This is a genomic window from Aeromonas sp. QDB18 (assembly GCF_027705325.1).
GTDB lineage: Bacteria > Pseudomonadota > Gammaproteobacteria > Enterobacterales > Aeromonadaceae > Aeromonas > Aeromonas caviae.
On sequence record NZ_JAPDBQ010000137.1, the window covers coordinates 1 to 11,574 of the forward strand.

Genomic DNA, 11,574 nt, shown 5'->3' on the forward strand with positions numbered 1-11,574 from the left:
ACAGCCTTGCCCCCTCAACTCAAATCCAATTTATGAATAATCAGTCAAAAAAGTGCTTATCTGAACAGCATTGCCGCATGGCGGGGCATTTTTGATAGTAAAAATCGCGATCAGGCGGAGGTATCGAGGGGCTCGAAGCCCTTGACGAGATCGTCGATGGCCTTCATCTGCTTGAGGAAGCCTTCCAGCTTCTCCAGCGGCAGAGCGCTCGGGCCGTCGCAGCGGGCAATTTTCGGATCCGGGTGGGATTCGATAAAGAGACCGGCCAGGCCCACCGCCATGCCGGCACGGGCCAGCTCGGTCACCTGCTCGCGGCGACCGCCGGAGGCCGCTCCCAGGGGATCACGGCACTGCAGGGAGTGGGTGACGTCAAAGATGACCGGATAGCCGCCGGTACTCTTCTTCATGACGCTCAGGCCCAGCATGTCCACCACCAGGTTGTCATAGCCGAAGTTGGCACCGCGCTCGCAGAGGATCAGGCGATCGTTGCCACACTCCTCGAACTTGTCGGTGATGTTCTTCATCTGGCTTGGGCTCAGGAATTGCGGCTTCTTGATGTTGATGACGTTGCCGGTGCGGGCCATGGCCTCCACCAGATCGGTCTGGCGCGCCAGGAAGGCGGGCAGCTGGATGACGTCGACCACCTCGGCGACCGGTTTGGCCTGATGGGGCTCATGCAGATCGGAGATCACCGGCATGCCGAAGGTCGCTTTCAGCTCCTGGAAGATCTTCATCCCCTCTTCCAGACCCGGGCCGCGATAGGAGTGGATGGAGGAGCGGTTGGCCTTGTCCCAGCTCGCCTTGAACACGAACGGGATGCCGAGCTTGCTGGTCACTTCCACGTACTTCTCGCACACCGCCATCGCCATGTCGCGGGATTCCAGCACGTTCATGCCGCCGAACAGCACGAAAGGTTTGTCGTTGGCGACGTCGATCTGGTTGACCTTGATATTCTTCTGTTCCATCTCAGGGATCCTTAATGGAGGGGCTTGGGACTGAGATCCAGGGTGGCCAGCTGGGTTTTCAGCACGTCGGCCACGGGATCATCAGGGCATTGTTCAATAAAGTATTCGAAATCGTCGGCGGCAAAGCGCGGGCAATCGAGTTGCTCATAGATGAAGCCCCGATCCCGCGTCTCCAGCGGATCGCCGGGCTTCATGCGCAGCAGCAGCTCGCTGCAGCGCAACGCCTCCGTCATGCGCTCCTCGCGCAGCAGGGCGCCCTTGCTGACATTGAGCAAGCGCTCGATGATCTCCCACTGCCCCGATGGCTGCAGATGATCATCGCTCAGACTCGCCAGGTTGCCGAGGGCACCGCGCAGCAGCAGTTCGATGCGGTGCCGGCTCAGTTCATCACCGTTGAAGGGGTCCACATAGACCTCCCCGTCCAGACCGGCAAAACTCAGGAGGAAATGGCCGGGGAAGCAGATCCCCTCCACATCCAGCCCTATCTTGCGACCCAGCTGGATGAGGAGGATGCCAAGGCTCACCGGGATCCCCTTGCGCCTTGCCAGCACCTGGTCCAGATCGCAGTTGGCGGACGAGAAGTAATCCTGCCAGTCGCCACGAAAGCCCAGGGTCTGGTAGAAACCCTGCAACAGCTGACGGCGCACCTCGTCGCAGTCTCCCTCGGCAATCGTCTCGTCCAGCCAGGCATCGAGGCGGGCAAGCTCGGCCTCTCCCGTGCCGCCATGGCCCCGGATCTCGTCGCTCACCGACAGCGCCAGCTCGGCCAGATCGTGAGCCTCGAAGTCGGTCCACTCATCCACACGTATCATCGTCATCCTTCCTAGCCGAACAGGCTGGCCTGCTTTTGCACCGCAAGCTTGGCGATAAAGAAGATCCACCCCAGTGCGCCCAGGAAGGCAAACCAGCGGATGCCGTTGCTGCGGGCCAGACGCAGCGCCATCATGGCCAGAAACGCCACCACCAGGATGGATGTCAGCTTCTCGGCCAGCCAGGGGATGGCGTTGTTGAGGGGGTTGAGACCCAGCACCATGCAGAGCAGCGCACCGGAGAGCACCACCAGGCCGTTGAGCCAGCCGCTGATCTTGAGGGTGCGGGCTCCCCCTGCTAGCGCGGAGCCGGTCTGCAACCAGTAAAAGCGCAGGATAAACATCAGCACGGCCCCGGCAATCAGGGTGAGGTGCAGATGCTTGAGAACAACATACATAAGATTTCCTTGAACAGGGGCAGACCGGGCCGCCCGTCATATCACTGAGCCAGGCGCCCCAGGGTCACCCGCTCGTTATCGCCGTAATCGCGCACGGTTTCCACCTGGACGTAGCCTTGTTGCAGCAGGAGTTGACGCACCGCCTCCCCCTGATCCCAGCCGTGTTCCAGCAACAGCCAGCCACCTGGCACCAGATGGGCGGGCGCCTGGGTGACGATGAGGCGGATATCCGCCAGCCCCTGCTCCTCCGCCACCAGGGCGGAGCGCGGCTCGAAGCGCACGTCCCCCTCGTGAAGATGGGGGTCCGTCCCGTCGATGTAAGGCGGGTTGGAGACGATCATCGCAAAGCGCGGTGCATCCGAGAGCGGCGCAAACCAGCTGCCGTCGCGCACCTCGATGGGCAACCCCAGGGCGGCGCTGTTGGTGCGGGCCAACGCGGCCGCGGCCGGCATCCTGTCCACCGCCCATACATCGGCATCCGGTCGCTCAGACTTGAGTGCAAGGGCGATGGCACCGGTGCCCGTGCCCAGATCCAGCAGGGCGCAGGGGCCGCCCGGCAGGCGGGCCAGCGCCTGTTCCACCAGCACCTCGGTATCGGGGCGCGGGATCAGGGTGGCCGGGCTCACTTTCAGCGGCAGCGACCAGAACTCCCGCTCGCCGATGAGGTGGGCAATGGGCTCACCATTGAGGCGACGGGCAAGCCAGCCCGCCAGGGTCGCCTGCTGGGCGGCATCGAGCTCGTGCTCCGGCCAGGTCATCAGATAGCTGCGCCGGCAATCCAGCAGATGACAGAGCAGGGCATCGGCGTCGGCACGGGGGGATTCCCCGGAGGCCAGGGTCGCCATGATATGGGCGCGGGCCTGCTGGATCTGCATCAGTTGCTCTCGGCCAGGGAGGCGAGCTGATCCGCCTGATACTCCTGCACCAGGGGGGTGATCACGCAGTCCAGATCCCCTTCCAGGATTTCGCCCAGACGATAGAGGGTGAGGTTGATCCGGTGCTCGGAGAGACGCCCCTGGGGATAGTTGTAGGTGCGGATGCGCTCGGAGCGATCCCCGGAGCCCACCAGGTTGCGGCGGGTACTCTGCTCGGCGGCGCGGTGGCGTTCGTCCTCGGCCGCCTGCAGGCGAGCGGAGAGCACCGACATCGCCTTGGCGCGGTTCTTGTGCTGGGAGCGCTCGTCCTGGCACTCCACCACCAGCCCGGTGGGCAGGTGGGTGATGCGGATGGCGGAGTCGGTCTTGTTGACGTGCTGGCCGCCGGCACCGGAAGCGCGGAAGGTGTCGATCTTCAGCTCGGAGGGGTTGATCTCCACCTGCTCGGCTTCCGGCACTTCCGGCAGCACGGCCACGGTACAGGCGGAGGTGTGCACCCGGCCCTGGGATTCGGTCTCGGGGACTCGCTGCACCCGGTGGCCGCCGGACTCGAACTTGAGGCGGCCGTAGACGTGCTCGCCGTCCACCTTGGCGATCACCTCCTTGTAGCCGCCGTGTTCGCCGTCATTGCAGCTGACGATGGAGACACGCCACCCCTGACGCTCGGCGTAGCGGGAGTACATGCGGAACAGATCCCCCGCGAAAATGGCCGCCTCGTCGCCACCGGCACCGGCGCGGATCTCCAGATAGCAGTTGTTGTCATCCTTGGGGTCGCGCGGCAACAGCATCACCTGAAGCGCCTGCTCCTGCTCCTCGAAGGTCGCCTTGGCGAGCGGCAGTTCCTCCTGCGCCATCTCCCGCAGCTCGGCATCCTCTTCCTCCAGCATCAGCCGGGTGGTGTCGAGGTTCTCTTCGGCCTGGCGGAAACGCTGGAAGGCGTGAACGATATCTTCCAGCTGGGCATACTCCCGGGTCAGGGCGCGGTATCTGTCCTGATCCGAGGCGACCCCGGGCTCCCCGAGCAAGGCCTGTACTTCTTCATGGCGCTCGATGAGGCCTTCCAGCTTTCTGATCAATGAGGGGTTCATGACTCTTGGATTCTCGATGGAGGACGGGACGGCAAAGGGCCGTCCCAACACTATGATTCTTGTGACAATCCCAGCACCTGACGCAGTTGGGCCAGCTTGTGGCTGTCCCCCTGGGCGGCGGCCTGGCGCAGGGCCTGGGTCGGTGCGTGGATCAGCTTGTTGGTGAGGCGATGGGCCATGGCCTTGAGCGCCTGCTCGGCATTTTCACCCTGTTGCAGGGCCAGCAGGGCCCGCTGCAACTCTTCGTCGGCGACCTGCTGTGACTGATGGCGATAATCGCGAATGAGATCCACCGAGTGCTGGCTGCGATACCAGCCCATGAACTCGTCGCGCTCTTCCTGCACGATGAGTTCCGCCTCGGCGGCCGCCCGCTTGCGGGTCTCTAGGTTCTGCTCGATGATGCCCTGCAGATCGTCCACCGTGTAGAGATAGGCATCGGAAAGCTCGTCCACCTCGGCTTCGATGTCGCGGGGCACGGCGATATCCACCAGGAACATGGGCTTGAAGCGACGCGCCTTGAGCGCCCGCTCCACCATGCCCTTGCCGATGATGGGCAGGGGGCTTGCCGTGGAGCTGATGACGATGTCCGCCTCGTGCAGGTAGTCCGGGATCTCCTCCAGGGTCATTACCTGGGCACCGAACTCCTCTGCCAGCAACTGGGCCCGTTGCAGGGTCCGGTTCGCCACCATCATCCGGGTCACGCTCTGCTCGCGCAGGTGGCGGGCCACCAGTTCGATGGTTTCACCGGCGCCCACCAGCAGCACCTTGGTCTGGGAGAGATCGGAGAAGATACGGCGGGCCAGGCTCACGGCGGCGAAGGCCACCGACACTGCGCTGGCGCCGATCTCGGTGTCGGTGCGCACCCGTTTGGCCACCGAGAAGGATTTCTGGAACAGGCGCTCCAGGGATCCTTTCACCGCATCCGCCTGCTGGGCGTGGGCGTAGGATTGCTTGATCTGCCCCAGGATCTGCGGCTCCCCGAGCACCAGGGAGTCGAGGCCGCAGGCCACCCGCATCAGGTGTCGCACCGCTTCCTCGTCCTGGTGCCGGTAGATGGCGGAGAGCACCTCGCTCGCCTCCAGCCCGTGGAACCGCTGCAACCAGTTCAGCACCTGCTCCCCCTGCCCCTGCTCCAGGCTGCAATAGAGCTCGGTGCGGTTGCAGGTGGAGACGATCACCGCCTCGCTGACGCCAGGCTGCTCCACCAGCTCACGCAGGGCGCGATCGATGCGGTCCGGGCCAAAGGCGACCCGCTCCCGCAAGGCGACACTGGCGGTGTTGTGGTTGATTCCGAGGGCAAGCAGACTCATGGGTGGGTGATGATCGTTTCATGCACAGGGTGTAGAGGCCGACAATTGTACGAGAAAGGGTAAGTCTTTAAAAGCAATACGGCCGCCCCTTATACTGTCGCAAACCTCATCTGCGGAGCTCCACCTTGTTGTTGCGTATCTTCTCCCTCGCCTGCCTGCTGGTGCTGGCGGGCTGTACCACCACCCAACCCCAGCGGGATCAGGTCAACTGGCAGCAGGAGCGCGCCCGCCTCGAACGCCTCACACACTGGCAGTTGTCGGGCAAGATGGCCATCATCACCGCCCGCCAGAAGGGCAGCGCCCGCCTCAACTGGCAGCAAAACGGCGATGACTATCGCCTCAACCTCACCAGCCTCATCGGCACCCATATTCTGGAACTCTCCCGCACCGGCGGCGAGGTGACTCTGCTCGACAACGACGGAAAACAACACCAGAGCCAGGATGCCGAGCTCCTGGTCTATCAGCTCACCGGCTGGCACATTCCAGTGGCCGGGCTGCCTGAGTGGATCAAGGGATTGCCGGGGCAGGCCGAATTCGAGCTCAACCCCGATGCCAGCCTCGCCAGCGTGCGCGACGGCCAGTGGCAGATCGTCTACGGGGACTATCGGGATCAGGACGGCTATCGCCTGCCCCACCTGCTCACTATGACCGGGCAGGAGAGCCGTCTCAAGCTGCAGATCAACGAGTGGACCCTGGCACCATGATGCACGACCAGGCGCCGATCCGCTGGCCAGCCCCGGCCAAGCTCAACCTCTTCCTGCACGTCAACGGCCGCCGCCCCGATGGCTACCACGAACTGCAGACCCTCTTCATCTTCCTCAACCACGGCGACTGGCTCGAATTCGAGCCGATCCCCGGCAGCGACCAGCTCACCTTGAGCCCGGCCATTCCCGGCGTGCCCGATGAACAAAACCTCATCATCCGGGCTGCGCGACTGTTGCAGAGCCGATTGGCCAGTCCGCAGGGAGCCCATATCCGGCTGGAGAAGGTACTACCCATGGGCGGTGGCATCGGGGGCGGCTCGTCGGACGCGGCCACCACCCTCGTGGCCCTGAACCACCTCTGGCAAGCCGGCTTGAGTGAAGACGAGCTGGCAGAGCTCGGCGTGCAGCTGGGCGCCGACGTGCCGGTGTTCGTGCGGGGCAAGGCCGCCTTCGCCGAGGGCGTGGGGGAGCGGTTGCAACCGGTCGAGGTGCCGGATGCCTGGTACCTGGTACTCAAGCCCGATTGCCATGTGGCCACCGCCGCCGTGTTCCAGGATCCCGACCTGCCCCGCAACACCCCCAAGATGACCCTGGACAATCTGCTGGCAGGAGAGTGGAAAAACGATTGCGAACTGCTGGTGAAAAAGCGCCACCCCGAGGTTGCCAATGCGCTCGGCTGGTTGCTAGAATACGCGCCGTCAAGAATGACGGGCACTGGCGCCTGCGTCTTTGCTCGATTTGAAGACGAAATGGCTGCTCGGAAGGTGTTGGCAAGAGTGCCGGAAGGCTGGGATGGGTTTGTCGCCAAGGGCGAGAACATATCACCACTCTTCGTCACTTTGCAACAAGTGAGTGATTGGGGTATCGCCAAGCGGTAAGGCAGCGGGTTTTGATCTCGCCATTCCTAGGTTCGAATCCTAGTACCCCAGCCAACTCTCTCCTTGTTGAGGCCGCATCGGGAGGTGTTGACCTCGTCGATGTGTCTTGGGCCAATCTGACGTGATGGCGCTCAAGGTGGATTCCCGTCCACCCACCCTGCGGGTGATGAGACGCCATCCTCGACATCGCCCAGAGACCTTGTCCGTCATCTTGCTAAATCGTTTGCCCCCAAACGATACGGGTCTAAAATCAGACTCCCCACATACTGGATGCAACCCCGAGGTTTCAAACCGTGCCTGACATGAAGCTGTTTGCTGGTAACGCAACGCCGGAACTAGCCCAGAAGATCGCAGATCGCCTGTTTATCAAACTCGGCAATGCTGCCGTAGGTCGCTTTAGCGACGGCGAGATCAGCGTACAGATCAACGAGAATGTACGCGGTGGCGATATCTTCATCATTCAATCCACCTGTGCCCCGACCAACGACAATTTGATGGAATTGATCGTCATGGTGGATGCACTGCGTCGTGCTTCAGCTGGCCGTATCACTGCCGTTATCCCCTACTTTGGTTATGCCCGTCAGGACCGCCGCGTCCGCTCCGCCCGTGTGCCCATCACCGCCAAGGTCGTCGCAGACTTCCTCTCCAGCGTGGGTGTGGACCGTGTGCTGACCGTTGACCTGCATGCCGAGCAGATCCAGGGCTTCTTCGACGTCCCCGTCGACAACGTGTTCGGCAGCCCGGTGCTGCTGGAAGACATGAAGGCCAAGAACCTCGAATCCCCCGTGGTCGTGTCACCGGACATCGGCGGCGTAGTCCGTGCCCGTGCCATCGCCAAGCTGCTGGACGACACCGACATCGCCATCATCGACAAGCGTCGTCCCCGTCCGAACGTCTCCCAGGTCATGCACCTGATCGGCGACGTAGCCGGTCGTGACTGCGTCATCGTCGACGACATGATCGACACCGGCGGCACCCTGTGCAAAGCGGCCGAAGCGCTGAAAGAGCGTGGTGCCAAGCGCGTGTTCGCCTATGCGACCCACCCTGTCTTCTCCGGCACCGCCGTTGAAAACATCAAGAATTCGGTCATCGACGAGCTGATCATCACCGACTCCATCCCGCTCACCCCGGAGATGAAGGCAGTCGGCAAGGTCAAGCAGCTGACCCTCTCCTCCGTGCTGGCCGAAGCGATTCGCCGCATCAGCAACGAAGAGTCCATCTCTGCCATGTTCGAGCATTGATAGACCCTGTTGTGACAAAAACCGCCGAATGGCGGTTTTTGTTTTTTTGGGTGCCTGGCGCCAGCCGCCAACCTCCACTCGGCAAGAGACGAAAACCTCGGACGAGCCACCCCACCCGAGCCCTTCTGTCCGGCTTTTCCCCGACCTTGCCGCACTTTGGTTGAGTGATCGCCACTCGGCGGCTAGAATATTGCGTCCCATTGCCCCGGGTCATCCGCCCATGGCAAGTAGCGAGTGAAGACATCAAGCGTGACAAGTCAAATCAAACTGATTGTCGGGCTGGGTAATCCCGGCCCCGAATATGCCAAGACCCGCCACAATGCGGGCGCCTGGTATGTGGAGCAACTGGCACGCTGGCACAATGTCAGCCTGCGCGAAGAGCCCAAGTTCTTCGGCCACACCGCCCGCTTCCTGGTGGACGGGCAGGATGTGCGGCTGCTCATCCCGAACACCTACATGAATCTCTCCGGCAAGGCCGTGGCGGCGCTCGCGCGCTTCTACCAGATCGCCCCGGAAGAGATCCTGGTGGCCCACGACGAGCTGGACCTGCCTCCCGGCATCGCCAAGTTCAAGCAAGGGGGCGGTCACGGCGGCCATAACGGCCTCAAGGACATCATCGCCAGGATGGGCAACAACAATAACTTCTTCCGGCTGCGCCTTGGCATCGGCCATCCGGGCGCCAAGGAGCTGGTCGCCGGCTTCGTGCTGACCAAGGCGCCCAGCAGTGAGCAGAGTCTGATCGAGGCCGCACTGGACGAATCCTTGCGCGCCACCGACATTCTGTTCAAGCAGGACATGACCAAGGCCATGAATCGCCTGCACAGCTTCAAGGCCGAGAAAGTCTAGGCCTTCAGCCTGCATCGCCAGGCAGTTCAAGATGACCGGCCCCTGGCGAGATCCCTCGCCTCGGGGTCAAGCAACACGACACGGGCCGCCCGCGCGGCCCCTTGAAGCATCCATCAACAAGGTAACAATCCATGGGTTTTAAATGCGGTATCGTGGGCCTGCCCAATGTAGGCAAATCCACCCTGTTCAATGCGCTGACCAAGGCCGGCATCGAAGCCGCCAACTTCCCGTTCTGCACCATTGAGCCGAACACGGGTGTGGTCCCCATGCCAGATCCCCGCCTCGACCAGCTGGCGGCCATCATCAATCCGCAGCGTGTCGTGCCGACCACCATGGAGTTCGTGGACATCGCCGGCCTGGTGGCCGGTGCCTCCAAGGGCGAAGGCCTTGGCAACCAGTTCCTCGCCAACATCCGTGAAACCGAAGCCATCGGTCACGTGGTGCGCTGCTTCGAGGACGAGAACATCGTCCACGTGGCGGGCAAGGTCTCCCCGGCCGACGACATCGAGGTCATCAACACCGAGCTGGCCCTCTCCGACCTGGATGCCTGCGAGCGCGCCATCAATCGCCAGTCCAAGCGTGCCAAGGGCGGCGACAAGGATGCCAAGCTGGAAGTGGAAGTGCTGGAGAAGATCAAGGTTGCCCTGGAAAACGGCCAGATGATCCGCGGCATGAAGCTGGACAAGGATGAGCTGGACGCCGTCAGCCACCTCAACTTCCTGACCCTGAAACCCACCATGTACATCGCCAACGTGGCGGAAGATGGCTTCGAGAACAACCCCTACCTGGATCAGGTCCGTGAGATAGCCGCCGCCGAGAACGCCGTTGTCGTGGTCGTCTGCTGCGCCATCGAGGCGGACATCGCCGAGCTGGACGACGAAGACCGCGCCGAGTTCATGGCGGATCTGGGCATCGAGGAGCCGGGCCTGAACCGGGTGATCCGCTCCGGATACGAGCTGCTCAAGTTGCAGACCTACTTCACCGCCGGTGTGAAAGAAGTGCGCGCCTGGACCATTCCGGTAGGCGCCACCGCCCCGCAGGCCGCTGGCAAGATCCACACCGACTTCGAAAAAGGCTTTATTCGCGCCCAGACCATCGCCTTCGACGACTTTATCACCTACAAGGGTGAGCAAGGCGCCAAGGAAGCAGGCAAGATGCGCGCGGAAGGGAAAGACTACATCGTCAAGGATGGCGATATCATGAACTTCCTGTTCAACGTCTAACCCCATGAGAGGCCAGCATTTGCTGGCCTCTTTTTTATCTGGCCAGAGGCGCGATCTGGGTGCGAATGTCGTAAAAAAAACCAGATTGTTGGGCTTTTGCACGATAGCGGCCAATAACTCGCCAAACGCACCCAAATTCGTTTTTTCAAACAAAAAAAGGGTTGACGCCCCAGAGCCAGATACGCATAATTCCGGCCGCACAGTGACGAGGCAACGACTCACTGGAAGCACGGTTGGCTATGTAGCTCAGTTGGTTAGAGCATCGCACTCATAATGCGGGGGTCACAGGTTCGAATCCCGTCATAGCCACCATATCTAGTTGGGGTATCGCCAAGCGGTAAGGCAGCGGGTTTTGATCTCGCCATCCCTAGGTTCGAATCCTAGTACCCCAGCCATTTTTTGAATGATGTTTGATAGTCTCTGTCAGGCATCGCTGTTGGGGTATCGCCAAGCGGTAAGGCAGCGGGTTTTGATCTCGCCATCCCTAGGTTCGAATCCTAGTACCCCAGCCATTTTTATGTTCTCTTCCACCTATGTGGTTGACAACAAACGGCTATGTAGCTCAGTTGGTTAGAGCATCGCACTCATAATGCGGGGGTCACAGGTTCGAATCCCGTCATAGCCACCATGTTTGAAAAACGTTCCTTCAATCATCCGATTGCAAAGAACACTGTTGGGGCATCGCCAAGCGGTAAGGCAGCGGGTTTTGATCTCGCCATACCTAGGTTCGAATCCTAGTGCCCCAGCCATTTTTACTTGTATTCGACGCGAGTCGTGCACAAGACGGCTATGTAGCTCAGTTGGTTAGAGCATCGCACTCATAATGCGGGGGTCACAGGTTCGAATCCCGTCATAGCCACCATTATTCTTGCGGAAGTGGCGAAATTGGTAGACGCACCAGATTTAGGTTCTGGCGCCCTAGGCGTGAGAGTTCGAGTCTCTCCTTCCGCACCATCGAAAGCAGTACCAAACAGACCAGCTCAGGCTGGTTTTTTTGTATCCGGCGTTTGCCGCTCTTCTTCCCCTCTCCATACCATCGCGCGCCTGCAACGCCACCTCATGTATCAACGGCTGCGCCTTGTGTTCTCCTCTGCGACGGCGCAATGCCCTGCTCCGGCGTGATGCCGCCCTTTTCATCTCGCAGAGCGCTGCGGGCAATAATACCAATCAGATTAAAGATGTGATCTAATTGCTCTATTCTGGTTTCACTGTACTCAGTATGTCCGATCCAATCGAT

General features: G+C 61.4%; 12 protein-coding genes and 8 tRNA genes. 13 read left to right on the top strand and 7 right to left on the bottom strand.

What is annotated here, in order from left to right:
* Nucleotides 1-110: 110 nt before the first annotated feature.
* The 6 genes from kdsA to hemA are packed head-to-tail and all read right to left on the bottom strand — an operon-like array spanning nt 111 to nt 5,445.
* Nucleotides 111-965 (bottom strand): 3-deoxy-8-phosphooctulonate synthase, encoded by an 855-nt coding sequence (gene kdsA / locus OKC30_RS16885; protein ID WP_160839057.1) that lies wholly within the window; start codon nt 963-965, stop codon nt 111-113.
* A gap of 11 nt (nt 966-976) precedes the next feature.
* Nucleotides 977-1,777, bottom strand: coding sequence for a SirB1 family protein (locus OKC30_RS16890; RefSeq protein ID WP_041212584.1), 801 nt, complete (start codon nt 1,775-1,777; stop codon nt 977-979).
* A gap of 11 nt (nt 1,778-1,788) precedes the next feature.
* Nucleotides 1,789-2,172 (bottom strand): SirB2 family protein, encoded by a 384-nt coding sequence (locus tag OKC30_RS16895; protein ID WP_042880800.1) that lies wholly within the window; start codon nt 2,170-2,172, stop codon nt 1,789-1,791.
* A 41-nt stretch (nt 2,173-2,213) separates the two neighbouring features.
* The gene (gene prmC, locus OKC30_RS16900; protein ID WP_039039602.1) at nt 2,214-3,047 is read right to left on the bottom strand and encodes a peptide chain release factor N(5)-glutamine methyltransferase; all 834 of its coding nucleotides are present in this window, start codon (nt 3,045-3,047) and stop codon (nt 2,214-2,216) included.
* Nucleotides 3,047-4,135, bottom strand: coding sequence for a peptide chain release factor 1 (gene prfA, locus OKC30_RS16905; RefSeq protein ID WP_041215613.1), 1,089 nt, complete (start codon nt 4,133-4,135; stop codon nt 3,047-3,049). Before prfA ends, prmC begins: the two co-directional genes overlap by 1 nt.
* A gap of 50 nt (nt 4,136-4,185) precedes the next feature.
* Nucleotides 4,186-5,445 carry a glutamyl-tRNA reductase gene (gene hemA, locus OKC30_RS16910; protein WP_134996625.1) on the bottom strand — a complete coding sequence of 420 codons (1,260 nt, stop codon included), beginning with the start codon at nt 5,443-5,445 and terminating at the stop codon, nt 4,186-4,188.
* Between the two features lie 125 nt (nt 5,446-5,570).
* On the opposite strand from hemA, the gene lolB reads away from it, so the two are divergent.
* The 13 genes from lolB (at nt 5,571) to OKC30_RS16975 (ending at nt 11,291) form a co-directional block, all read left to right on the top strand.
* The gene (lolB, locus tag OKC30_RS16915) at nt 5,571-6,149 is read left to right on the top strand and encodes a lipoprotein insertase outer membrane protein LolB (RefSeq protein ID WP_039039599.1); all 579 of its coding nucleotides are present in this window, start codon (nt 5,571-5,573) and stop codon (nt 6,147-6,149) included.
* Nucleotides 6,149-7,027: a 4-(cytidine 5'-diphospho)-2-C-methyl-D-erythritol kinase gene (gene ispE / locus OKC30_RS16920; protein ID WP_160839059.1), complete on the top strand. Its 879-nt coding sequence runs from the start codon at nt 6,149-6,151 to the stop codon at nt 7,025-7,027. The genes lolB and ispE overlap by 1 nt, the downstream gene beginning before the upstream one ends.
* Nucleotides 7,007-7,081 (top strand) — tRNA-Gln (locus OKC30_RS16925). Before ispE ends, OKC30_RS16925 begins: the two co-directional genes overlap by 21 nt.
* 239 nt (nt 7,082-7,320) lie before the next feature.
* On the top strand, nt 7,321-8,268 hold the full coding sequence (locus tag OKC30_RS16930) for a ribose-phosphate pyrophosphokinase (RefSeq protein WP_010673845.1): 948 nt from the start codon (nt 7,321-7,323) through the stop codon (nt 8,266-8,268).
* Nucleotides 8,269-8,517: 249 nt separating this feature from the next.
* Nucleotides 8,518-9,114, top strand: a complete 597-nt coding sequence (gene pth / locus OKC30_RS16935; RefSeq protein WP_041215615.1) for an aminoacyl-tRNA hydrolase — start codon at nt 8,518-8,520, stop codon at nt 9,112-9,114.
* 131 nt (nt 9,115-9,245) lie between these two features.
* Nucleotides 9,246-10,337: a redox-regulated ATPase YchF gene (gene ychF / locus OKC30_RS16940; protein ID WP_010673843.1), complete on the top strand. Its 1,092-nt coding sequence runs from the start codon at nt 9,246-9,248 to the stop codon at nt 10,335-10,337.
* Nucleotides 10,338-10,572: 235 nt separating this feature from the next.
* A tRNA-Met gene (locus tag OKC30_RS16945) sits at nt 10,573-10,649 on the top strand.
* 8 nt (nt 10,650-10,657) lie between these two features.
* Nucleotides 10,658-10,732, top strand: a tRNA-Gln gene (locus OKC30_RS16950).
* Between the two features lie 42 nt (nt 10,733-10,774).
* A tRNA-Gln gene (locus tag OKC30_RS16955) sits at nt 10,775-10,849 on the top strand.
* 39 nt (nt 10,850-10,888) lie between these two features.
* Nucleotides 10,889-10,965, top strand: a tRNA-Met gene (locus OKC30_RS16960).
* Between the two features lie 46 nt (nt 10,966-11,011).
* Nucleotides 11,012-11,086 (top strand) — tRNA-Gln (locus tag OKC30_RS16965).
* Nucleotides 11,087-11,122: 36 nt separating this feature from the next.
* Nucleotides 11,123-11,199 (top strand) — tRNA-Met (locus OKC30_RS16970).
* 8 nt (nt 11,200-11,207) lie between these two features.
* A tRNA-Leu gene (locus OKC30_RS16975) sits at nt 11,208-11,291 on the top strand.
* Between the two features lie 103 nt (nt 11,292-11,394).
* On the opposite strand, the gene OKC30_RS16980 is transcribed toward OKC30_RS16975, so the two are convergent.
* Nucleotides 11,395-11,574 (bottom strand): hypothetical protein (locus OKC30_RS16980; RefSeq protein ID WP_270809707.1); only part of this gene is annotated, 180 nt, incomplete at its 5' end.